Here is a 21822-nt window from a genome sequence, read left to right on the forward strand (position 1 = left end):
ACGGGAATGGCCAAGAAAAAATTCTCTAAAGAGTGGGTTCAGCAGCATATAAATGACCCCTACGTCAAATTGGCGCAACAAAAAGGGTATCGCGCGCGTGCGGCCTTCAAGCTCAGTGAAATATTGGATCTGGAGAAGATTCAGGTTCAGGGCAAGGTGGTGGTGGACCTGGGGTCTACGCCGGGCAGCTGGTCGCAATTGATACGGGAACGCATGGTCGGCCCTGGCGGTGTGCTCAATGGTCGCATTATCGCACTGGATATATTGGAAATGGAACCAATTGCCGGGGTAGAGTTCATGCAAGGCGACTTTCGCGAGGACTCTGTACTGGAGCAATTGCAAGATTCCTTAAAAGGTGCGGCGGTAGACCTTGTGATTTCGGATATGGCCCCCAACTTGTCTGGTGTGGCATCGGCCGATTCCGCCCGCATCCAGCATTTATGCGAGCTGGCACAGGAATTTGCCCTGCAGCATCTGACCGATGAAGGGGTACTGATCGTCAAAGCCTTCCACGGCAGCGGGTTTTCCCAGATCGTGGAGTCTTTCAAGCAGAATTTTGTCAGAGTCGTCGAGCGTAAACCCAAGGCTTCGCGTGATAAATCCTCCGAAACCTTTCTCGTTGCCCGTGGCTTGAAGCGCAGGTAATTTATGACTTGCCGGGCTTTGAATCGGGTAGAATGAACTATGTATGGCGCTTGTTCAGGTATGTGTAAGCATATGGAGCAAGTTATCGCAATCGCAGGAGATTGGCTTTGAACAATTCGTTTTCCAAAGTCGCGATCTGGATGGTTATTGCGCTGGTGCTGTTTACTGTTTTCAAGCAGTTTGACGGCCGGCCACCAGCCACTGATGGCGTCACTTACACACAATTCATGAATGATGCCCGCTCCGGCCGCATCAGCAAGGTGGATATTCAGGGCGATACCCTGCATGTCACGCCGGATTCTGGCCGCAGCTACTCGCTGACGTCCCCCGGTGACCTGTGGATGGTGCCTGAACTGGTGAAATCCGGTGTGCAGGTATCGGGTAAAGCCCGTGAAGAGCCTTCCTTCCTGACCAGCCTGTTCATCTCCTGGTTCCCCATGTTGCTCCTGATTGGCGTGTGGGTGTTCTTCATGCGTCAGATGCAAGGTGGCGGCAAGGGCGGGGCATTCAGCTTCGGTAAATCCCGTGCACGTTTGCTGGACGAGAACTCCAACCCTGTTACCTTTGCGGACGTGGCCGGTTGCGACGAAGCCAAGGAAGACGTACAGGAACTGGTGGACTTTCTGCGCGACCCAAGCCGCTTCCAGCGTCTGGGTGGCCGCATTCCACGCGGTATCCTGATGGTTGGCTCGCCGGGTACAGGTAAGACCCTGTTGGCTCGTGCCATTGCTGGCGAAGCCAAAGTGCCTTTCTTCAGCATTTCCGGTTCCGACTTCGTCGAAATGTTTGTGGGTGTGGGTGCTTCCCGCGTTCGCGACATGTTCGAGACCGCCAAGAAGCAATCGCCTTGCATCATCTTTATCGACGAAATCGACGCCGTGGGCCGCCAGCGTGGCGCAGGCCTTGGCGGTGGTAACGACGAACGTGAACAGACACTGAACCAGTTGCTGGTCGAGATGGACGGTTTTGAAACCGGCCAAGGCGTACTGGTCATTGCTGCAACCAACCGTCCTGACGTACTGGACCCCGCTTTGCTGCGTCCTGGCCGTTTTGACCGTCAAGTGGTTGTTGGCCTGCCTGACATCCGTGGTCGTGAGCAGATTCTGAAAGTGCACATGCGCAAAGTGCCTTTGGCTCCCAACGTGGACGCTGTGGTGCTGGCTCGTGGTACTCCCGGTTTCTCCGGTGCTGATCTGGCTAACCTGGTCAACGAAGCCGCTTTGTTTGCTGCGCGCCGTAATGGTCGCACCGTGGATATGCAGGACTTCGAACGCGCCAAGGACAAGATCATCATGGGTGCAGAACGTCGCACCATGATCATGCCTGAGGAAGAGCGTCGCAACACCGCTTACCACGAAGCCGGTCACGCCTTGGTAGCTTGCATGCTGCCCAAGACGGACCCGGTTCACAAAGTCACCATCATTCCTCGTGGTCGTGCGTTGGGTGTCACCATGCAATTGCCGGAAGGCGATCGCTACAGCATGGACAAAGAGCGCCTGTTGAACATGATCGCCGTGCTGTTCGGTGGCCGTATCGCTGAAGAAGTGTTCATGAATCAAATGACCACGGGCGCATCGAACGACTTTGAACGTGCCACGCAAATTGCGCGTGACATCGTGACTCGCTACGGCATGACAGACTCCCTGGGGCCTGTTGTGTACGCCGAGAACGAAGGCGAAGTGTTCCTGGGTCGCAGCGTCACCAAAACCACCCATGTGTCCGAAGCCACCATGCAGAAAGTGGACTTCGAAATCCGCAAGATTATCGACGAACAGTACGCGGTTGCCCGCAAGCTGATCGAAGACAATATGGACAAGATGCATGCCATGGCCAAGGCCTTGCTGGAGTGGGAAACCATTGATGCCGACCAGATCGACGACATCATGAAAGGTTTGCCACCACGGGCTCCACACGTGCCCAACAGCAATGACAACACCCCCTCCGATGGCTCCACGCCACCAGCCGCTGGTCCTCGCCCAGCTGATGACAAGGGTGCCGCGGCGACAACGCCGGTTGCTTAACTTACAACATAGGCCATGCCTATTTCATGAATTACCCTGAGTGGTCTTGTGGGCGCTTCCAGTTTGGGCTGGAGCGCCCTTTGGTTATGGGGATTGTGAATGTCACCCCAGACTCCTTTTATGACGGCAATGCACACAATGATTTGCCTCGGGCGCTGGACCACGCCCGTCAATTAATCGCCGAAGGCGCAGACATTCTGGATATTGGTGGCGAGTCGACTCGTCCCGGTGCCGAACCCGTTTCCCTGGAACAAGAGCTTGAGCGTGTCATTCCCCTGATCGAGGGCTTGCGCGACAGCGGTGTGGCCTTGTCGGTGGATACGTTCAAGCCTGAGGTCATGCGCGCCAGCCTGGCGGCCGGTGCAGACATGATCAATGACATCTATGCCTTGCGCATGCCCGGTGCCATCGAGGCCGTCAAGGACTCCAATTGCGGACTGTGCATCATGCACATGCAAGGTGAGCCCAGGACCATGCAAGAGCAGGTTCACTACGATGATGTGGTCGTTGATGTGCGTCATTTTTTGCAACAACGATGTGACGCCATAGTGAGCGCAGGCATTCAATCCGAGCGTATCATGCTGGATCCCGGCTTTGGCTTCGGTAAAACAGCGGCACATAATTATCAGTTGCTACGGGATTTGCAGCAGGCGGCAGTGCCTGGTTACCCCTGGTTGATCGGCTTGTCGCGCAAATCCATGATTGGCCATGTCACGGGGAAACCCGCCAGTGAGCGTTTGATTGGTAGTCTATCGGCAGCCCTTGCCTGCGTGGCACGGGGCGCAAAAATTGTCCGTGTCCATGATGTAGCCGCCACGCGCGAAGCGCTGGATGTGTGGAACGCGGTTGAATGTGGAGTCTCTGAATGAGCGATCGTAAGTATTTCGGCACCGATGGTGTCCGCGGTGAAGTAGGTGGCCCAACGATTAACCCCGAGTTCGCTTTGCGCCTGGGTTACGCTGCCGGGCAGGTTCTGGCTGCCCAGTATGAAGGTACAGGCCGCCCCACCGTGGTGATTGGCAAGGACACCCGAATTTCTGGCTACATGCTGGAATCGGCGCTGGAAGCCGGTTTGTCGGCCGCCGGGATCGATGTATTGCTGGCTGGCCCTGTGCCTACGCCCGCTGTGGCCTATTTGACGCGTACGCTGCGCCTGACGGCCGGTATCGTGATCTCTGCCTCGCACAACCCGTATTACGACAACGGTATCAAGTTCTTTTCCGCACAGGGCACCAAGCTGCCTGACGAGATCGAGCTGAAAATCGAGCAAGCCATTGACCAGCCCATGCACTGGGTGAAGTCCGAGTCCCTGGGCCGCGCCCGTCGTCTGGCTGACTCGGCTGGCCGTTATATTGAATTTTGCAAGAGTGCCTTCCCGAACGACTTGAACCTGAACGGGCTCAAGATTGTTGTGGATGCCGCTCATGGCGCGGCTTACAACATCGCTCCGCACGTGTTCCGCGAATTGGGTGCCGAAGTGGTTGCCGTGGGTGTTCAACCTGATGGGTTCAACATCAATCAGGAAGTGGGCGCGACTTATCCCGAGAAGCTGGCCGAAGAAGTACGCAAGCACGGCGCAGATTTGGGTATTGCGTTGGATGGTGACGCAGACCGTCTGCAAATGGTCGATTCCCAGGGACGCATCTACAATGGCGACGAACTATTGTATCTAATTGTTGCTGATCATCTGCAGACCCAGCCTGTAAAAGGCGTGGTTGGCACGCTGATGACCAACCTGGGTTTCGAGAAGAAAATGCAGGAATTGGGCGTGGAGTTTGCTCGAGCCAAAGTGGGCGACCGCTACGTGCTGGAATTGATGCAGCAAAACGGCTGGGTGTTCGGTGGCGAAAGCTCCGGTCACCTACTGTGCCTGGACTGGCACACCACAGGCGATGGTATTATTGCCGCCCTGCAAGTGCTGACCGCCCTGTGCCATAGCGGCAAGAGCCTGCCAGAACTGATGGAAGGCCTGAAGATGTACCCGCAAATTATGGTTAACGTGCCATTGCAAGCGGGCCAGGACTGGAAAAACCATGCGGGTTTGCAACAGGCAACCCGTAAAGTGGAGCAAATGTTGGGTGACCGTGGGCGAGTGCTTATTCGTGCATCAGGTACAGAACCCAAGCTGCGCTTGATGGTGGAAGCAGAACAAGCCGATCTGGCTCAAGCAGGCATCGATACCTTGCTTGCAGTGGATTTAATGAAATAGTAATGTGGCTATCAAATACCTGAAACATTGTTTGTGCATGATGCACGAAAGTGTTTGGAGTCATCACGATGCTAAATCTTGAGCGCGAACGTACTGAAGTGGATTGGGCGAATACTTGGGCAGGTCATACCGTTGGAGGCCTGGCCTTGCGCCTGGCTCGTACCCAGGCTGAGCTTGAATGCCTTCAGCGCTTGCGTTTTCAGGTTTTCACCCAGGAAATGAACGCCGTCTTTCCAGACCAGCACAATGGTCTGGATATAGACCGCTTCGACCCCTGGTGCGAGCATTTCATGGTTACCGAACCCGAAGAAAACCGGGTTGTAGGAACCTATCGCTTGCTGACCCCTGAAAATGCCAATAAAGCGGGCGGCTATTACTCAGAGTCCGAATTCGATATCAGCGCCCTGGATGCGCTGCGCCCCAGCCTGGTTGAGGTTGGGCGCTCCTGCATCCATCCCGACTACCGTAATGGCTCGGCCATCATGATGCTGTGGGGTGGCATTGCTGCCCTGACGCGTGTAGGTGGTTACCGTTACCTTCTGGGTTGTGCCAGTGTCAGTTTGCGTGATGATGGCGTCACCGCCGCCGAAGTCTGGCGTGTGGCCCAAAAATCCATGCAGGACAACAAGCACATTCCGCATGTGCAGCCCTTGAATCGCTATCCGGTTGAACGACTGAACAGCGATTTGCCAGCGCGCATTCCACCGCTGATCAAAGGCTACCTGAAGCTGGGGGCCACGATTTGTGGGGAGCCTGCCTGGGATCCGGACTTCAATACGGCAGACTTTCCTGTCCTGCTGGATCTGGAAGCCATGGACGAGCGCTATAAACGTCACTTTGGCCTGGTCTGATTCCGTACTGCTCAGGCTTGAACAAGTCGGGCCTGAATAGGGCCTGCGAATAAAAAGAACCCCCGAAAGTTGGATGGCAATCCAACTTTCGGGGGTTTTTTAGGTTCTGATTATCTGCTTGGCTTGGCCCACCTAGCCGCTACAGGTCCAGCAGGCCTTGTCAGACCAGCTCCAGGCTCAGATCATTGATATCGCTTTGCCAAGCCTGTACTTCAGCCAGCAAGGAGGCCTGGGACAGGGGATGGCTGGCCATCCATTCGTGATCCAGATGAATCATGACGGTCTTGCCACGCGCTTGCAGGCTCAGCGGAAGGGTTTCCCTGTCCTCGCGACGGCGCATCAGCATGACGGCCAGACGCAGGCTCAGCAATGTCAGCCACCAGGCGTTATTGGACTCAAAGCGCTTGAGTTTACCCAGCTTGCCCTGGTGACCCAGGCTCAGGAAGCTCAACAAGGCTTGGTCGTCGTTGGAAAAGCCGGGCATATCGGCATGTTCCAGCACGTAGGCCGTGTGCTTGTGGTAATCCGCGTGTGCAATGCTCAGGCCCACTTCATGAAGATCGGCAGCCCAGCCCAATTGACGCTGCAGTTCCTGCACTTCAGGGGTGTCGGGCAGCTTCAGTTGTGCGAAGAACTTCATCGCCGCCTCGTGCACACGATGGGCCTGGCGTGTGTCGACCTGATAGCGCTTCATCATTTGCTGAACGGTCTGGTCACGCTGATCGTGTTCCGATTCGCGCCCCAGCATGTCGTAGAGCACACCCACACGCAGTGCGCCTTCACCAGGCAGCATCTGGCGAATCTTCAGCTCCTGGAAGGCGGCCATCATAATGGCCAGACCTGCCGCCAGCACGGGCGCACGGTGTGGCTTGATGCCGCTCAGATTGCGTGTGTCCACCTTGCCATCGTGTACCAGGCGTTTGCGCAGCAATTCCATGCCTTCCAGGGTAATCCCCTTTTTGGACATGCCGTTCTCTTGCAGGATGGCGATCAGGCCCTTGGCGGTTCCGGAGGAGCCATACGCTTCCTGCCAGCCCGTTTTGCGGTATTGGCGCGTAATTCCTTCCAGTTCGCGACGAGCCGTCAGGATCGCATTGCTCATGCGCTCTTCGGTGATCACGCCATCGGAGAAGAATTTGTCGGTATAGCTGACACAGCCCATGTAGAGCGAAGACAGGAGCAGAGGTTTGAGGCCCTTGCCAATAATGACTTCGGTTGAACCGCCGCCGATGTCGATCATCAGACGGCGATTGGGGGAGGGGGGCAGCTCGTTGCTGATTCCGGAGAAAATCAGGCGGGCTTCCTCGTGGCCGGAGATGACCTCGATAGGAAAGCCAAAGGCCGCCTCGGCAGCCGGCAGAACCTCGCTTAAATTGCGTGCCACCCGAAAGGTATTGGTGGCCACAGCGCGAACGCGATTAGGGTGAAAACCGGCCAGGCGTTCGTTGAAGCGTTTCAGAATGACTACGGCGCGTTCAATGGCATCGGGACTGATGTATTTGTCGGGACCCATGCCAGCGGCGAGTCGGACGGATTCATTCAGGCGGTCAATGGTGTAGATCTGGGCATGACCGTTGTGCTGAACCACTCGTCCAATGGATAAACGAAAGCTGTTGGAGCCCAGGTCCACAGCGGCAAGAAGTTGTTCCATGAGGCATCGCTCGGGATGATTACTGTGCGATTATAAGGACATTAATCATGGGTTTTGTTACATAAACCGGAAAATTAAGAAAAGTTAGATGAAAGCATCTTGGGAAAGGCGATGTGATATTTGCGCTCCTGCCAGGCAGAGCTGTTTTAGACTTGAATTGCTACGGGTCATAGAGCTGTAACATTCATGTAGTAAAAGTCTCACGATCCCATTTTCTTTGGCTTTTTAACGACCTCACCATGCTGCCTTCTCCAGATTCAACCTTGCTAAACCGTGAGTTGTCCTTGCTCAAGTTCAATGAGCGAGTACTGGCCATGGCCGAAAATTCGACCACGCCTTTGCTGGAGCGCTTGCGCTACATCTGTATCGTGAGCTCTAACCTGGATGAATTCTTTGAAATTCGTATTTCCAGTCTGAAAGAACAGATCTTGCAAAATCCTCATCAAGTGGGGGATGACGGGTTTTTGCCTCAACAAGCGTTTGACAAGGTGCAGGCTGCGGCTCACCAATTGGTCGAGAAACAAAACGACTTGCTGATGGACGAGGTCTTGCCGACCTTGATGGATGAAGGCATAGGGTTGCTGCTGACCGCGCTATGGACACCTGCTCAGCGTGAATGGGCATATCAAACCTTTTTGCGTGACGTTATGCCTTTGCTCACGCCTATTGGTCTGGACCCGGCGCATCCCTTTCCGCGCGTCTACAACAAAAGCCTGAACTACATTGTTGAGCTGAGCGGTGAAGACGCCTTTGCCCGCACCGGCACGATTGCCATTGTGCAGGCACCCCGTGCCTTGCCACGTGTGATTCGTGTGCCAGATGATATCGCCGGCATTCCCCAAGGCTATATGCTGCTGACTTCCCTGATCAGCGTTTTTGTGGGCGAGCTTTTTCCCGGCATGGACGTAAAGGGCTGCTATCAGTGGCGCGTTACCCGTAACAGCGATCTGTTTGTGGACGAGGAAGAAGTTACCAACTTGCGCGCCGCCTTGCAGGGTGAGCTGTCGCAACGTAACTTTGGTGCTGCCGTACGTCTGGAAATTGACCGTTCCATGCCCGAGCGCCTGGAGCGCTTTTTGCAAAGCGAGTTTTCGCTGGATGTGCCAGATACTTATCGCGTCAGCGGCCCGGTCAATCTGACGCGCCTGATGCAGCTGTGTAATGTGCCAGACCGTCCGGATCTTCTGTTCCCGGATTACCGTGCGCCTATTCCGGCGCCGTTTGATTCTTCATTTGAATCCCCCGCACAGTTTTTTGAGGCGATTTCCCGCAAAGACCAACTGCTGCACCATCCGTATCAGTCCTTCCAGCCCGTCTTGAGCTTCTTGCGTGCCGCAGCGGCGGACCCGGCCGTCGTCGGTATCAAGCAGACGATTTACCGTACTGGTGAAGATTCGGAGTTGATGAATATCCTCCTGTCGGCGGCGCGTGCTGGCAAAGAGGTAACGGTGGTGGTGGAGCTGATGGCTCGTTTTGATGAGCAGACCAATATCAATTGGGCCGCCAAGCTGGAAGAGGTGGGAGCACACGTCAGTTACGGGGTGGTGGGGCACAAGACCCACGCCAAGATGGCCCTGGTGCTGCGTCGTGAAGGGGGGGCGATCCGGCGTTATGGCCATTTGGGTACGGGTAACTATCACCCGCGCACTGCTCGCCTGTACACGGACTTTGGCCTGATTACCGCTAATCAGGAAATTTGCGAGGACATGGACAAGGTGTTTTCCATGCTGACCGGGCTGGGTGCCTGGCGGCCCCTGAAGCGCTTGCTGCAGTCGCCGTTCACCTTGCATGACAGCATGATGGATCGCATCCAGGCGGAAACCGAGCGCGCACTGGCAGGCAAGAAAGCCCGCATCATGGCCAAGATGAACTCCCTGCTGGAGCCCAAGATCATTCAGGCGCTTTACGATGCCAGCCAGGCCGGAGTCAGGGTAGACCTGATCGTGCGTGGTGCTTGCGCCTTGCGTCCGGGGGTCAAGGGTTTGTCGGAGAACATCCAGGTGCGTTCAATCATCGGACGCTTTCTGGAGCACTCGCGTGTTTTCTATTTCTACAATGGCGGCCAGGAAGAGGTCTTTATTTCCTCGGCCGACTGGATGGACCGCAACTTCTTCCGTCGTGTGGAGCTGGGTGTGCCGGTGCTGGACCGCAGCCTGAAAAAGCGGGTTATTGCCGAAGCCTTCACGTATGCCTTGCGTGACAACCAGTTGTCCTGGAAGGCCAATCCGGATGGCACTTATAACCGCATCCGCAGTCGCGGTGCCCCGTTCAATCTGCATCTGAGCATGATGCAGCGCTTGGGCGGTGTGTGAAATACAGACTGTCATGAACGTGTCATATAGTCTGTTTACTATGACGACACATACAGGGTGGGCCTGTGATCTGACTATCATCAAGAGGATTTCTCGATGTTAAAACGTGTATTCAACAAGGTAAGTATTGCTCTGGCGTTCAGCGCTTTTGCGGCTACTGCCACAGCTGCAGACGTAACCGGTGCTGGTGCGTCGTTCCCTTACCCAATCTATGCCAAATGGGCGGCTGAATACGCCAAACAAACGAATAACCGCGTCAACTACCAGTCGATTGGTTCGGGTGGTGGTCAGCAGCAGATTATTGCCAAGACCGTGGATTTCGGTGCTTCGGACGACCCAATGAAGGTCGAAACACTGGAAAAAGAAAACCTGTTGCAGTTCCCCGCCGTGATCGGTGGTGTGGTGCCTGTGATCAACGTCGAAGGCATTGAGCCTGGCAAGCTGAAACTGTCCGGTAAAGTACTGGGCGATATCTACCTGGCCAAGATCACCAAGTGGGACGATGCAGCCATCAAGGAGCTGAACCCCGATTTGACCTTGCCTAACAAGGACATCGTGGTGGTTCACCGCTCCGACGGTTCGGGCACCACTTTCGGTTGGACCAACTACCTGTCCAAAGTGTCCCCGGACTGGAAGTCCCAGGTTGGTGAAGGCAAGGCTGTGAAGTGGCCTACCGGTCAAGGTGGCAAGGGTAACGAAGGCGTGGCTGCTTACGTACGCCAGCTGCAGAACTCGATCGGCTACGTTGAATACGCTTACGCCAAGCAAAACAAATTGTCCTGGACCCAGTTGCAGAACAAGGACGGCCAATTCGTCCAGCCTGGTCAGGAAAGCTTTGCTGCCGCCGCTGCCAACGCAGACTGGGCCGGTACGCCTGGCATGGGTGTGATTCTGACCGAAGAGCCTGGCGCAAAGTCCTGGCCTATCACTTCGGCTACCTTCATCCTGATGCACAAGGTGCAGGACAAGCCCGAGAACGGTAAAGAAGTGCTGAACTTCTTTAACTGGGCCTTCGAGAACGGTGCCAAATCTGCTGAAGAGCTGGATTACGTTGCGTTGCCTAAGGACGTAACCGACCAGATCAAGGCGGCCTGGGCATCGGAGATCAAGTCCAAAGACGGCGCTGCGGTCTGGAAGTAAGATTCGTGTTCAAATACAGGTCAGTTGTAAATTGATCCTGCGAGACGGCCCACCTCTAGGTGGTGCCGTCTTTATTATGTAAAAATTACGGTTTTGTCTTGAACGCACAGCGCGTAGCGTTATCCGGTTTGTTGGGCTGGAGCAGCCCTGGCTGTTACAGAATCTGTGAATCGGTTGCAGTGCGTTCGTCCTATTCCGGCCTGTCCCTTCATCTGTCTACATGAAATCAAATCAGAACGCCTTTATGGACGGCATTTTCAAGAACATGACACGCTCGTTTGCGTTTCTCGTGTTCATATTGCTGGCTGCCATCTCTATTTCCCTGATCTATGGAAGCCGGGAATCCATTGCCGAATACGGTTTCTCTTTTCTCTGGACGAATAACTGGGATCCGGTCAATAACGAATATGGCGCATTGGTGCCCATTGCCGGTACCTTGCTGACTTCTTTCATCGCACTCTGTATTGCCGTGCCGGTCTCGTTTGGCATTGCGATGTTCCTGACAGAGCTCTCGCCAGCCTGGTTGCGTCGCCCTCTGGGTACGGCCATTGAAATGCTGGCTGCGATTCCCTCCATTATTTACGGTATGTGGGGCCTGTTTGTTTTTGTGCCCCTGTTCCAGCGCTATGTACAGCCTGGCCTGATCTCCTTTTTTGACGGGGTGCCAGTGCTGGGTCAGATCTTTGCGGGCCCTCCCTTCGGGATTGGTGTGTTCACCGCCGGTCTGATTCTGTCCATTATGGTGATCCCCTTTATTACCGCCGTGATGCGCGACGTGTTCGAGCTGGTGCCTCCCATGCTCAAGGAGTCCGCTTACGGTCTGGGCAGCACGACCTGGGAAGTGATGTGGCGTGTGGTGCTGCCTTTCACCAAGAACGGGGTGATTGGCGGGATCATGTTGGGTCTGGGACGTGCGCTGGGTGAAACCATGGCTGTCACCTTTGTGATTGGTAACTCCTTTAACTTGCCAAGCTCGCTGTTTTCGCCCTCGAACTCGATTGCGTCTGCACTGGCCAACGAGTTTAACGAAGCCGGTGGCATGCAGAAATCCGCCTTGCTGGAGCTGGGTCTGATCCTGTTCCTGATCACCACGGTTGTATTGGCGATCTCCAAGTTGCTCTTGTTGCGTCTGGCCAAGAACGAAGGCACGTCGCGCTAAGGATCACCTACCATGTTTGATAAAAAATCCGCAATTAGTCTGAGCAACCCGATTTACAAACGCAGGCAGGTGTTTAACCGCCTGATGCTGGGTGTGTCTTTTACTGCCTTGATCTTCGGCCTGTTCTGGCTGTTCTGGATCATCTGGACCCTGATTGAAAAGGGCAGCAGTGCCATGGCCTGGTCCCTGTTGTTTGAAAGCACCCCGCCTCCTGGTGGTGAGGGTGGTTTGCTGAACGCCATTGTTGGCAGTGTCATGATGGCTGGCGTCGGTACTCTGATCGGCACACCTATCGGCATTCTGGCTGGCACCTATCTGGCCGAATACGGTCAGCGCGGCTGGCTGGCTCCGGCCACCCGCTTTTTGAACGACGTGCTGTTGTCGGCACCGTCCATCATTATTGGTCTGTTCATCTATGCCGTATACGTGGCACAGGTGGGGCACTATTCGGGTTGGGCCGGTTCCTTGGCTTTGGCCATTCTGGTGATCCCCGTGGTGGTACGTTCCACAGACAATATGTTGATGCTGGTTCCCAACGGTCTGCGCGAAGCCGCGGCGGCTCTGGGCTGCCCCAAGTGGAAGATTGTGATGTCCATCTCCTACCGTGCTGCCTTGCCCGGTATCGTGACGGGCGTTCTGCTGGCTGTGGCTCGTATTGCGGGTGAAACGGCTCCCTTGTTGTTCACCGCCTTGAACAACCAGTTCATGTCCCTGAACATGAACGCACCGCTGGCCAACTTGCCGGTGGTGATTTTCCAATATGCTGCCAGCCCCTTTGAGGACTGGAACCGTCTGGCCTGGGCAGGTGCGGTGCTGATTACCTTGCTGGTCTTGGGTATCAATATCCTGGCTCGCAGCCTTTTCCGCCAAAAATAACGTTTTCACGGAGCGCCCTAGTCGGCCAACGCTATGAGTCAAATTATTACCTCCGACGAATCGACCAAGATTGAAATCCGCAACCTGAATTTCTTCTATGGCAAATTCCATGCCTTGCGCAATGTGAACATGTCTATCAAGGAAAAGAAGGTCACGGCCTTTATCGGACCATCCGGTTGCGGTAAATCCACCTTGCTGCGCACGCTGAACCGCATGTACGAGCTGTACCCCGGCCAGCGCGCTGAAGGTGAAATCCTGCTGGACAATGAAAACCTGCTGACGTCCAAGCAGGATATTTCCCTGATCCGCGCCAAAGTGGGCATGGTGTTCCAGAAGCCGACACCATTTCCCATGAGCATTTACGACAACGTGGCCTTTGGCGTGCGTTTGTTCGAGCGCCTGAGCAAAGGCGAAATGGACGAGCGTGTGGAATGGGCCTTGTCCAAAGCTGCGCTGTGGAACGAAGTGAAAGACAAGCTGCACCAAAGCGGTAACGGCCTGTCCGGTGGTCAGCAACAGCGTCTGTGTATTGCCCGTGGTGTGGCGATCAAACCCGAAGTTCTGCTGCTGGACGAGCCTTGCTCGGCACTGGACCCGATTTCCACGGCCAAGATTGAAGAGCTGATTGCTGAACTGAAAGCGGATTACACCGTGGTTATTGTGACCCACAACATGCAGCAAGCTGCTCGTTGCTCGGATTACACTGCCTATATGTATCTGGGCGAGTTGATGGAATTTGGTGAAACTGACCAGATCTTCGTGAAGCCCGCTCGCAAGGAAACCGAAGACTACATCACGGGTCGTTTCGGTTAATCAGACGGATGCGGGCAGAGCGGCCTTGCGGCGCTTTGCCTGGAGTTTGAATAAAGCCATACCCCCACATCGGGACAGTTGTTCCTGTGTGGCAACCACCCCAATCGCTGGATTTACGTCCAAGGGTTGGGGTGTTTTTTTGTCCATTGGGGCGGCGATGCGGTGTTGGCTCCAGTAAAGGGAGTAGCGACGGCCTTGTGTTGTGCGGGTGCCGCCTGCAGCTAGTGCCTTTACTGGCTCAATTTGCGTAAAGCATGACGTATGACTTTGCCGGTGGTTGTCATGGGCAGGGCATCGACAAACTCAATCAGCCGTGGGTACTCATGTGCAGCCACCCGGCGTTTGATGTGCTCCTGAATCTCCTTGACCAGTTCCTGGGACGGTTCGATATCCTCCTTCAGCACCACAAAAGCTTTCACGACTTCGGTGCGTTCGGAGTCGGGGACACCGATCACTGCCGCCATGGCGACAGCGGGATGCCCCATCAGGCCATCCTCAATCGGGCCGGGCCCAATGCGGTAGCCGGAGCTGGTGATGACATCATCATCGCGGCCTACGAACTGGATATAGCCATCCTCGTCCTGCATGCCTTTGTCGCCGGTCAGCAGCCAGTCACCCACAAATTTCTCGCGAGTGGCTTCAGGCCGTTGCCAGTAACCCAGGAACATAACCGGATCGGGGGACTGCACGGCAATATGGCCTTCGATGCCGGGTTTCTGAATTTGCCCCTGATCATCCACAATCGCGACCTTGTGACCAGGCACGGCCTTGCCGATCTTGCCCGCCTGTCCTGGAAACCAGGCCGAGCAAGAGGACACGATCATATTGCACTCGGTTTGTCCGTAGAACTCGTTGATGGTGATGCCCAGTTCCTGCTTCGCCCAATCCAGCAACTGTACGCCTAGTGACTCCCCGCCACTGGCAATGGATTGCAGCTTCAAAGGCCATTGCTCGCGTGACCATTGGCTGCGACGCAGCATTTTCAGGGCAGTAGGGGGCAGGAAAGTATGCGTGACACCGTGCTCGGACATCAGTTTCCAGGTAGCCTCGGCATCGAATTTGGGGAAGCGGTAGGCCAGCACGGGTATGCCGTGATGCCAGGCCGGTAGCAGCACATCCAGCAGGCCGCCAATCCAGGCCCAGTCGGCGGGTGTCCACATCAGGCCTTCGCCTGTGGGCAGGAAGTTGTGCGACATCTCTACGCCCGGCAGATGCCCCAGCAGCACGCGGTGGGCATGTAGAGCACCTTTGGCCGAACCTGTGGTGCCGGAGGTATAGATCAGCACGGCAGGGTCGTCTGCGCGGGTATTCAATGTGCGCGGTGCCGGTTCGGGGTGGGCGGCAATGGCTTGCCATAAGGAAAGTGCATCGCCCTGATCCTGCTGGCTGTCACTTTGGTAAAGATGTTTGAGCTGTGGCAGGTGCTCGCGCAAGGGCAACACCGTCTCCAGGCCTTGTTGATCGGTAATCAAGGTGCTGGCGCCGGAATCATTCAGCCTGTAGCGCAGCGCGTCCGTGCCAAACAGGGTGAACAAGGGCATGGCAATGGCGCCAATCTTGTAGGTCGCCAAATGCGCCAGCGCCGTTTCCAGTCCTTGAGCCAGAAAGATGGCGATACGGTCGCCAGCCTGAATACCCTGGGCTTGCCAGGCAGCCGCTAAAGAATCGGACCAGGCTTTGAGCTGATCGAAGGTGTAGCGTTTGATCTGACCATCGGGCAATTGCTGGATCAGGGCCAGACGCCCGGACCCGTCAGCCCATTTGTCGCAGGTGTCGTGAGCGATGTTGTAGTGCTCGGGGATGGACCAGTGAAATTCCGAGTAGCTTTGTGAGTAAACCGAATCAGCAGACAGCATGAGAGACACTTTTCCCAAAGGTGAAACAGACTCCCATCCTAACGCCTTGAGCGGGATGACCCTATCCGGGCTAATCAGTAGAAAAGAAAAACGGCGCTGGGGGGGGCGCCGTTTTTCGTCCTGCTACCGACTTCTACTGCTAAAACAACTGCGTGTTGTCACTTCTACTGCTTGCGAACATCAACTGCTTAGGGGAAAGTGATGTGATGATCAGGACTTGGTGGCCTCTTTCGTGGCGCTGTCACGTTGTTGATCGTGACCGGAGCGGTGGCCGCGACGATGCTGACCGTCGTTCTTGCGCTCTACAACCGTGAACTCGCCATTGGCACCTTCGGAACGGACACGTACAACCTTGCCGTCCTTATCGACCACCATGGCCATGATGTTGTCGCCTCGCTGATGCAGGCTGCCCACTTTGGTGTAGCCGGCATCTTTCAGGCGCTGGTAGGCGGGACCGATATCGGTGACTTGATCAGCGGTCAGCGGTTTGTGGTCGCGGGCCTGACGGGCTTGTTGCTGCGTGCTCTGTGTTTGGGCTGCGCTTGTGGCTTCCTGTGCAATGGCAGCGGTGCCACCCAACAGACTTGCGCTCAATACCAGGGCAGAAAAGAGGGAAGTGCGTTTCATGTATAGCTCCTTCATGTAATCAAAAAGTGGTGCTGTCAGATTCCTGGGTAGCTTCCTTTTGAGGTGGGAAGGTTTGTTTGTCCTGTCAGCCTGGTGCCCATTATGGATAGGTGGCTCTGAATCTAAACTGAAGCTGCTGTTCATGTTATGTTCATCCGCAGCTTGCTATATAAGGGGGAGTGATCGTTTGATCCCTCTATTTTTCTGCACGTACCGATTCTTATGACGTCCATTAAACAATCCGCCTTGCTGATGAGTTTGGCCGCCGTTTTGACGGCGGTGATGCCATTGGCATTGGCCCATTCTCACGATTACCCTGACTGCGGCAGCAAAAAGCAGAAGGGGGATTCGTCGTGGGACAGGAATCAGCGTTCGGATTGGTCAGGACATGATTACCTCGGGGACGACGACTGTTTTCGTCGTTTGCCCCCTCCCCCGCCTCCACCCCCGCCTCCCCCTCCTAACGAGCGTTTCGGCCCCAGCCCGTACTGGCCTCCGGGCCCGGCCTATCGGGGCCACGATCAGGCCCGCGAAGCCGTGCGCCGTGGGGAAGCCTTGCCGTTGCGGGAAGTCTTGAAGCGGGTGCGCGAGACCTATCCCGGACGAGTGCTGCGTGTGCAGTTTGAATATGACGAGCGCTTTGAGCTTTGGGTGTATGACTTGCGCATGCTGGTTGATGACAACCGCTTGTTGCGTCTGAAAGTGGATGCCTTGACCGCCAAAGTGCTGCTTGTGCGCGGCGTGAAACGCTCGCATTCCCGAGGACATTAAGATGCGGATACTGGTTGTTGAAGACGAACCTACCCTGGCAGCGCAATTGCAGCAGGCGCTGGAACGGGCCGGCTATGCCGTTCAGGTGGCTCATGATGGTGAGCAAGGCCATTATCAGGGCGAGGTAGAGGCCTTTGATGCGGTAGTTCTGGATCTGGGTTTGCCGGGCATGGACGGGGTATCGGTCTTGCGTCGTTGGCGTGCTTTGGACATCAATATGCCGGTGCTGATTCTGACCGCACGCAATGATTGGCACGATAAGGTCGAAGGTATGGATGCGGGTGCAGACGATTACGTGGCCAAACCCTTTCACATGGAAGAGCTGCTGGCTCGTATGCGCGCTTTGCTGCGCCGTGCGGCCGGTCAGGCGAACCCACGTTTGCAGCTGGGCAAATTGGAGCTGGACGCGCGCTCGTCCTCGATCAGTTGTGCGGGCATGGTCTTGTCGCTGACCAGCCATGAATACCGTTTGCTGGCGTTCATGATGCATCACCCTGGCCAAGTGCTGTCGCGTACTCAATTGACCGAGCATATTTACTCTCAGGACTTCGAGCGCGACTCCAATACCATCGAGGTTTTTATCGGCCGTCTGCGCAAGAAATTGCCCGCCGGTTATATCGAAACGGTGCGAGGTATGGGCTACCGTCTGGTGGACCCTGAAGCATGATCGCCTTGCGGGGTCATACCATTCTGGGCTCTCTGCGTGGCCGCCTGCTGCTGGGGACTTTGGCCTGGATTCTGATCAGTATTGTTCTGGCCGGTTTGGGCCTGAACCGCTTGTTTCAAGACCACGTTTACCGTCAGTTCGAGCAGCGTTTGCAAACTCATCTGGACCAGATTATGGCGGACGTGAATCTGGACAATGCGGATGGGGTGACTTTGCAATCGCGCCTGAGCGATCCTTTATTTGAGCAGCCTTATTCGGGTATGTACTGGCAGATTGCACGCCAGGAAGCGGGCAGTGAGCAGTGGACGGTGGTTTTGCGCTCGACGTCCTTGTGGGACGAGGCTCTGGATGTGAATGCTCCCGATTCGCCCAATGGCGTCTTGTCACTGACGGGGCCGGAAAAGCAGCGCCTGGTTGTGTTGCGTCAGGAGCTGGACGAGGTGAATGACAAGGGACAAAGCTTGCAGATCATGGTGGCCGGCAACCGGGAGCTTCTGGCCGAACCATTAGCCCGTTTTGAGCGGATTCTGTTCCTGTCGCTGGGTGGTTTGGCCGTGGGTTTGATCCTGGCGGCAATCTTGCAAGTGGTGCTGGCCTTGTACCCTCTGCATCTTTTGCGACGTCGTTTGCTGGATGTGCAGGAGGGGCGGGAGCCACAAGTCAGTGGCAATTTCCCCAGTGAAATTCAACCCTTGGTGGATGATTTCAATGCTGTACTCAGTGCTAATGCGGGTATGGTGGATCGCGCACGGGCGCAGGCAGGAAATCTAGCCCATGCGGTCAAAACCCCGCTAACGATTATGGGCAATGCTGCGCAATCCGAAGATCCGCATTTGGCGGCTTTGGTTAGCGAGCAGGTGGCCTTGGCCCAGCGTCAGGTTGACCACCACTTGTCTCGTGCACGGGCCATGGCGGTACGCGCCATAGGTGTGCGTACGGATGTGTCTAGTTGTCTGCAATCCTTGTGTCGGGTGATGGGGCGTTTGCATAGCGACAAACAGATTCATCTGGATTTACCCGATCAGGAGTTGATCTTTAAAGGCGAAGAGCAGGACTTGCAGGAGATGGCTGGAAACCTGTTGGATAACGCCTGCAAATGGGCGACGCAGAATGTGTGGTGTCAGGTGTGGCAGCAGGACAATGTGCTGCATCTGGTGGTGGAAGATGATGGTCCTGGCCTGGAGCCGGAGCAGTTGGAGCGTGTGTTTGGTCGTGGTCAGCGTGCGGATGAGCGACATCCAGGCTTTGGATTGGGACTGGATATTGTGCGTGAGCTCGCGCGCAGCTATCAGGGGAAGGTGCAAGCCAGTGCGTCGGAAAAAGGTGGTTTGCGACTGGATTTGACCTTGGCAAGTTAAGGCCGGAAGCTGGGTGCCAACGCCAACGCCAACGCCAACGCCAACTTTAACTCCCGTGCAAGTGCAGTATTGTCGAGTGTAGAGCTACCTGAGGCCAGCGGACTGAGTGGCTAGGGCGAACAAGGGGGGCAGGTGGGGGTTAAGCTTGATCATCCATGAAAAACGCCCGGCGAAGCGGGCGTTTTTCAGCACATGAATCGGGCCAGCCTTAGTTCCAGGGGCCGCCATCGCCACCCAGGCTGTAGCGTCCGGCGCCAATCAAGCCGACTGTGAGCGCACCAATCAGGAACATGCCTTGCAACTCCAATGCCCAAATACCTTGGGCATTGAAACTGCCGATCTGGTTGCTATGGGCCAGCAGCAAGGCAATGACCATGTTCATGGCTACAATCAAACCGCCGGCACGGGCGTAAAAACCCAGAATCATCAGGACGGGAGCAATCACTTCGCCTATGTACACGCCCCAGGCCAGAAAGCCGGGCATATTATTGGCGATCAGCATTCTTTCGATTCCTCCGATGCCATAACGTATCTTGGCGATGCCGTGCAGCAGGATCAACACACCGACCGTGACACGCAGCAAGAGTTTTCCAAGATCATCACGAGACATACAGGCGCTCCATTATGTAGTGGGACAGGAAGGTGCGTTATTGTAGAAGACCGGGTTCTTAAAAGTATGACGGAGCATTTACATGACACAAAAGCAGGCTGTCGCAGCAGAACTGGCCCCCAGCGGGGTTTTGCGTGTTGCCATGAATTATGGCAATCCCGTCCTGGCCCAACGCGGTGCCGATGAGCAGTCGCCCAAAGGGGTCTCGGCGGACCTGGCGCGCAGCGTGGCGCAAGAGCTGGGCCTGAGCGTGCAATTTCATGGCTACGATGCGGCCCAGGCTGTCGTAGAGGCGGTCTACAGGGACGAGTGGGATCTGGCTTTTTTGGCGATTGATCCCAAGCGTGCGGAGAAGATTCGCTTCAGTGAAGCCTATGTGCATATCGAAGGCACCTATCTGGTGCGTGACAAGTCCGCCTTTCAGAACGTGGATCAGCTGGATCAGCAAGGCGTGTGCATTGCCGTTGGCAAAGGGGCGGCCTACGATTTGTTCCTGAGCCGTCATTTAAAACATGCCGATCTGGTACGAGCAACGACCTCTGCCGATGCGATTGATCTGTTTGTGGAAGAAGAGCTGGATGCCGCTGCGGGCGTACGACAGCCTTTGGAGCGCTATGCCCGCTCCCGCAGCGGCTTGCGTGTGCTGCCCGACAGTTTCACTGTAATTCGTCAGGCCATGGCGGTGCCGTCGGAGCGTACGCTGGCCCATGCCTGGGTTGAGGCTTTTATTGCTCGGCAGAAAAAGGAAGGGATGGTGGCGCAGTTCCTGGCTGATAGCGGCCAGGCGAATGTCACCGTACCGGAATAGGCGCAAGGCGCGTATTCAATTCGTCTTGCAGGGCCTGTCTGAACAGGGCCCGCGCCTTGCCCACATCCTGTCCCTTGGATTGCAGAAGATAAATGGGCAAGTCCAGACCATTGCTGCCGGTAGAGAACTGGATACGGTGCAAACGGCCAGACTCCAGTGAGGGCCGCAGGCAAGACAGGGGCAGATTCGCCCAGCCCAATCCCCGTTCCACCAGTTCCAGTGTCATGGGCAGACTGTCCGTTTTCCATTGACGCAGGCTGAGCATGGAACGGTCCTTGCGTATATCCTTGTCGGGGCTGGTAATCACAATCTGCCGGTAGGCTTTCAAATCTTCCAGGGGCCTGGGGCTTTCCTGTAGCAAGGGATGGCCGGGTGCAGCGACAGCGCTAATGGTTTCGGTCCACAGCGATTGCACAATCCCCACGCTTTCCAGTTCCCGCCCGCCATAGGCAATGCACAGATCCAGCTCGCGCTTTTGCAACGCTTCGACCAGTGCGTCTTGGGGCGCGGTTCGCAGTTCTATGTCCAGACCGGGATAGCGTTGCTCCAGAGCCTGCAAGGCAATCAACGCCGGTTCGGGATCGACGTCGCACACGATACCCAGCCGTAAATGGCTTTCCAATCCCCCCGATAACTCCTGCAAATGCAGCCGCAAACTCTGCAAGCGGCTGGCGATCAGCTTGGCGTCGGGCAGCATGGCCAGTAGTTCGGCCGTGGGTACGGGTTCACGTCGGCTGCGGTCAAAAAGCGACAGATCCAGCTCGGCCTCCAGATTGGCCACGGCCATGCTGACGGCCGATTGTGTGCGGCGCAACGCCCGCGCGGCGGCGGAGAAGGAGCCGTGTTCAACCACGGCAAGCAAGAGCTCAAGATGATCACTGGTAAGCATGGCTAAACCATAAGTAAAACTGATGGAATCTGACTTTTTCTAGAAGCTGTACTGCGGATAATCATGCTTTCTGAGCTTTTGATCAAGGATATTTATCGTGCAGGGATGGAAAAGAAGAGTTGTCTACATAGGGATGTTCGAGTTGCTGGGCATGATGGTAGCGGCAACCGTATTGGGGCACTTGAGTGGGGCAGGGGCCATGGAAAGCGGGATGCTGTCTTTCATGATCAGCACCTGCGCGGTATCGGTAAACCTGTTCTACAACATGCTGTTTGAAGCCTGGGAGCGTCGTCGTCAGATTCAGGCGCGTACGTTCTGGCACCGGGTGCTGCACGTGGCCGGTTTTCAGATTGTGCTGGTGTCTTTGCTAATCCCGCTGATTGCGTGGTGGCTAAATGTCAGCTTGTGGAAAGCTTTTTTGATGGAAGCGGTGTTGCTGGCTTTCTTTCCCATCTTCGCCTTTATCTACAACTGGGCATTTGATTCTATTTTTGGTTTGCCCGACTCGGTGGGTGTGAGCGCCAGCCAAAGTTAAATGACGCAGTGAACCGAACCGGCA

Annotated in this window: 20 protein-coding genes; 15 read left to right on the forward strand and 5 right to left on the reverse strand. The window is 55.8% G+C overall.

Annotation, left to right across the window (positions count from 1 at the left end; translation table 11 throughout):
- Nucleotides 1-6: 6 nt before the first annotated feature.
- From WFM49_RS08180 to WFM49_RS08200, 5 genes are all read left to right on the forward strand, one after another.
- Nucleotides 7-645 carry an RlmE family RNA methyltransferase gene (locus WFM49_RS08180; RefSeq protein WP_009463090.1) on the forward strand — a complete coding sequence of 213 codons (639 nt, stop codon included), beginning with the start codon at nucleotides 7-9 and terminating at the stop codon, nucleotides 643-645.
- A 107-nt stretch (nucleotides 646-752) separates the two neighbouring features.
- A complete protein-coding gene (gene ftsH / locus WFM49_RS08185; protein ID WP_009463092.1) occupies nucleotides 753-2666 on the forward strand; it encodes an ATP-dependent zinc metalloprotease FtsH in 1914 nt (637 codons plus the stop codon).
- 26 nt (nucleotides 2667-2692) lie between these two features.
- On the forward strand, nucleotides 2693-3535 hold the full coding sequence (folP, locus tag WFM49_RS08190; protein WP_031232995.1) for a dihydropteroate synthase: 843 nt from the start codon (nucleotides 2693-2695) through the stop codon (nucleotides 3533-3535).
- Entirely contained in the window at nucleotides 3532-4875 is a 1344-nt protein-coding gene (gene glmM / locus WFM49_RS08195) for a phosphoglucosamine mutase (RefSeq protein WP_250756798.1), read from the forward strand. The genes folP and glmM overlap by 4 nt, the downstream gene beginning before the upstream one ends.
- 68 nt (nucleotides 4876-4943) lie before the next feature.
- Complete coding sequence (locus tag WFM49_RS08200) at nucleotides 4944-5726, forward strand: GNAT family N-acetyltransferase (RefSeq protein ID WP_009463097.1); 783 nt, start codon at nucleotides 4944-4946, stop codon at nucleotides 5724-5726.
- 160 nt (nucleotides 5727-5886) lie between these two features.
- Here WFM49_RS08200 and WFM49_RS08205 read toward each other — a convergent pair whose 3' ends face one another.
- On the reverse strand, nucleotides 5887-7377 hold the full coding sequence (locus WFM49_RS08205) for a Ppx/GppA phosphatase family protein (RefSeq protein ID WP_009463099.1): 1491 nt from the start codon (nucleotides 7375-7377) through the stop codon (nucleotides 5887-5889).
- 239 nt (nucleotides 7378-7616) lie between these two features.
- Between WFM49_RS08205 and ppk1 the strand changes: the two genes are divergently transcribed.
- The 5 genes from ppk1 (at nucleotide 7617) to pstB (ending at nucleotide 13677) form a co-directional block, all read left to right on the forward strand.
- A complete protein-coding gene (gene ppk1, locus WFM49_RS08210) occupies nucleotides 7617-9689 on the forward strand; it encodes a polyphosphate kinase 1 (RefSeq protein WP_254499663.1) in 2073 nt (690 codons plus the stop codon).
- Nucleotides 9690-9785: 96 nt separating this feature from the next.
- The gene (gene pstS, locus WFM49_RS08215) at nucleotides 9786-10829 is read left to right on the forward strand and encodes a phosphate ABC transporter substrate-binding protein PstS (RefSeq protein ID WP_026485252.1); all 1044 of its coding nucleotides are present in this window, start codon (nucleotides 9786-9788) and stop codon (nucleotides 10827-10829) included.
- A gap of 220 nt (nucleotides 10830-11049) precedes the next feature.
- On the forward strand, nucleotides 11050-11988 hold the full coding sequence (pstC, locus tag WFM49_RS08220) for a phosphate ABC transporter permease subunit PstC (RefSeq protein WP_026485253.1): 939 nt from the start codon (nucleotides 11050-11052) through the stop codon (nucleotides 11986-11988).
- Nucleotides 11989-12000: 12 nt separating this feature from the next.
- Complete coding sequence (gene pstA, locus WFM49_RS08225; RefSeq protein WP_022983498.1) at nucleotides 12001-12864, forward strand: phosphate ABC transporter permease PstA; 864 nt, start codon at nucleotides 12001-12003, stop codon at nucleotides 12862-12864.
- Between the two features lie 33 nt (nucleotides 12865-12897).
- The gene (pstB, locus tag WFM49_RS08230) at nucleotides 12898-13677 is read left to right on the forward strand and encodes a phosphate ABC transporter ATP-binding protein PstB (RefSeq protein WP_009463840.1); all 780 of its coding nucleotides are present in this window, start codon (nucleotides 12898-12900) and stop codon (nucleotides 13675-13677) included.
- A gap of 230 nt (nucleotides 13678-13907) precedes the next feature.
- Here pstB and WFM49_RS08235 read toward each other — a convergent pair whose 3' ends face one another.
- Together WFM49_RS08235 and WFM49_RS08240 are read right to left on the reverse strand one after the other, a co-directional pair.
- Nucleotides 13908-15533 carry an acyl-CoA synthetase gene (locus WFM49_RS08235; protein WP_336972769.1) on the reverse strand — a complete coding sequence of 542 codons (1626 nt, stop codon included), beginning with the start codon at nucleotides 15531-15533 and terminating at the stop codon, nucleotides 13908-13910.
- 210 nt (nucleotides 15534-15743) lie between these two features.
- The gene (locus WFM49_RS08240; RefSeq protein WP_009463842.1) at nucleotides 15744-16160 is read right to left on the reverse strand and encodes a hypothetical protein; all 417 of its coding nucleotides are present in this window, start codon (nucleotides 16158-16160) and stop codon (nucleotides 15744-15746) included.
- Between the two features lie 222 nt (nucleotides 16161-16382).
- Here WFM49_RS08240 and WFM49_RS08245 point away from each other — a divergent pair, with 222 nt between their 5' ends.
- The 3 genes from WFM49_RS08245 to WFM49_RS08255 are packed head-to-tail and all read left to right on the forward strand — an operon-like array spanning nucleotide 16383 to nucleotide 18956.
- Nucleotides 16383-16931, forward strand: coding sequence for a PepSY domain-containing protein (locus WFM49_RS08245; protein ID WP_250756800.1), 549 nt, complete (start codon nucleotides 16383-16385; stop codon nucleotides 16929-16931).
- A 1-nt stretch (nucleotide 16932) separates the two neighbouring features.
- Nucleotides 16933-17598 (forward strand): response regulator transcription factor, encoded by a 666-nt coding sequence (locus tag WFM49_RS08250; RefSeq protein WP_336972771.1) that lies wholly within the window; start codon nucleotides 16933-16935, stop codon nucleotides 17596-17598.
- Nucleotides 17595-18956: a sensor histidine kinase gene (locus WFM49_RS08255; RefSeq protein ID WP_254499662.1), complete on the forward strand. Its 1362-nt coding sequence runs from the start codon at nucleotides 17595-17597 to the stop codon at nucleotides 18954-18956. Before WFM49_RS08250 ends, WFM49_RS08255 begins: the two co-directional genes overlap by 4 nt.
- Before the next feature lie 208 nt (nucleotides 18957-19164).
- On the opposite strand, the gene WFM49_RS08260 is transcribed toward WFM49_RS08255, so the two are convergent.
- Nucleotides 19165-19566, reverse strand: coding sequence for a DoxX family protein (locus tag WFM49_RS08260; RefSeq protein WP_009457944.1), 402 nt, complete (start codon nucleotides 19564-19566; stop codon nucleotides 19165-19167).
- 82 nt (nucleotides 19567-19648) lie between these two features.
- On the opposite strand from WFM49_RS08260, the gene WFM49_RS08265 reads away from it, so the two are divergent.
- Complete coding sequence (locus WFM49_RS08265; RefSeq protein ID WP_336972776.1) at nucleotides 19649-20374, forward strand: transporter substrate-binding domain-containing protein; 726 nt, start codon at nucleotides 19649-19651, stop codon at nucleotides 20372-20374.
- Here the strand turns inward: WFM49_RS08265 and WFM49_RS08270 are convergent.
- Entirely contained in the window at nucleotides 20358-21263 is a 906-nt protein-coding gene (locus WFM49_RS08270; RefSeq protein ID WP_009457940.1) for a LysR family transcriptional regulator, read from the reverse strand. The genes WFM49_RS08265 and WFM49_RS08270 overlap by 17 nt on opposite strands.
- A 97-nt stretch (nucleotides 21264-21360) precedes the next feature.
- Here WFM49_RS08270 and WFM49_RS08275 point away from each other — a divergent pair, with 97 nt between their 5' ends.
- Nucleotides 21361-21798, forward strand: coding sequence for a PACE efflux transporter (locus tag WFM49_RS08275; RefSeq protein ID WP_009457937.1), 438 nt, complete (start codon nucleotides 21361-21363; stop codon nucleotides 21796-21798).
- The last annotated feature ends 24 nt before the right edge of the window (nucleotides 21799-21822 follow it).

The sequence above is a fragment of the Alcaligenes sp. PF14 genome (genome assembly GCF_037150615.1).
GTDB lineage: Bacteria > Pseudomonadota > Gammaproteobacteria > Burkholderiales > Burkholderiaceae_B > Alcaligenes > Alcaligenes phenolicus.

What these genes read in the sequence shown, in the direction of transcription:
- WFM49_RS08180 (WP_009463090.1), top strand. Translation starts at nt 7, where the DNA reads ATGGCCAAGAAAAAATTCTCTAAAGAGTGGGTTCAGCAGCATATAAAT.
- folP (WP_031232995.1), top strand. Translation starts at nt 2,693, where the DNA reads ATGAATTACCCTGAGTGGTCTTGTGGGCGCTTCCAGTTTGGGCTGGAG.
- glmM (WP_250756798.1), top strand. Translation starts at nt 3,532, where the DNA reads ATGAGCGATCGTAAGTATTTCGGCACCGATGGTGTCCGCGGTGAAGTA.
- WFM49_RS08200 (WP_009463097.1), top strand. Translation starts at nt 4,944, where the DNA reads ATGCTAAATCTTGAGCGCGAACGTACTGAAGTGGATTGGGCGAATACT.
- WFM49_RS08205 (WP_009463099.1), bottom strand. Translation starts at nt 7,377, where the DNA reads ATGGAACAACTTCTTGCCGCTGTGGACCTGGGCTCCAACAGCTTTCGT.
- ppk1 (WP_254499663.1), top strand. Translation starts at nt 7,617, where the DNA reads ATGCTGCCTTCTCCAGATTCAACCTTGCTAAACCGTGAGTTGTCCTTG.
- pstS (WP_026485252.1), top strand. Translation starts at nt 9,786, where the DNA reads ATGTTAAAACGTGTATTCAACAAGGTAAGTATTGCTCTGGCGTTCAGC.
- pstC (WP_026485253.1), top strand. Translation starts at nt 11,050, where the DNA reads ATGAAATCAAATCAGAACGCCTTTATGGACGGCATTTTCAAGAACATG.
- pstA (WP_022983498.1), top strand. Translation starts at nt 12,001, where the DNA reads ATGTTTGATAAAAAATCCGCAATTAGTCTGAGCAACCCGATTTACAAA.
- pstB (WP_009463840.1), top strand. Translation starts at nt 12,898, where the DNA reads ATGAGTCAAATTATTACCTCCGACGAATCGACCAAGATTGAAATCCGC.
- WFM49_RS08235 (WP_336972769.1), bottom strand. Translation starts at nt 15,533, where the DNA reads ATGCTGTCTGCTGATTCGGTTTACTCACAAAGCTACTCGGAATTTCAC.
- WFM49_RS08240 (WP_009463842.1), bottom strand. Translation starts at nt 16,160, where the DNA reads ATGAAACGCACTTCCCTCTTTTCTGCCCTGGTATTGAGCGCAAGTCTG.
- WFM49_RS08245 (WP_250756800.1), top strand. Translation starts at nt 16,383, where the DNA reads ATGACGTCCATTAAACAATCCGCCTTGCTGATGAGTTTGGCCGCCGTT.
- WFM49_RS08250 (WP_336972771.1), top strand. Translation starts at nt 16,933, where the DNA reads ATGCGGATACTGGTTGTTGAAGACGAACCTACCCTGGCAGCGCAATTG.
- WFM49_RS08255 (WP_254499662.1), top strand. Translation starts at nt 17,595, where the DNA reads ATGATCGCCTTGCGGGGTCATACCATTCTGGGCTCTCTGCGTGGCCGC.
- WFM49_RS08260 (WP_009457944.1), bottom strand. Translation starts at nt 19,566, where the DNA reads ATGTCTCGTGATGATCTTGGAAAACTCTTGCTGCGTGTCACGGTCGGT.
- WFM49_RS08265 (WP_336972776.1), top strand. Translation starts at nt 19,649, where the DNA reads ATGACACAAAAGCAGGCTGTCGCAGCAGAACTGGCCCCCAGCGGGGTT.
- WFM49_RS08270 (WP_009457940.1), bottom strand. Translation starts at nt 21,263, where the DNA reads ATGCTTACCAGTGATCATCTTGAGCTCTTGCTTGCCGTGGTTGAACAC.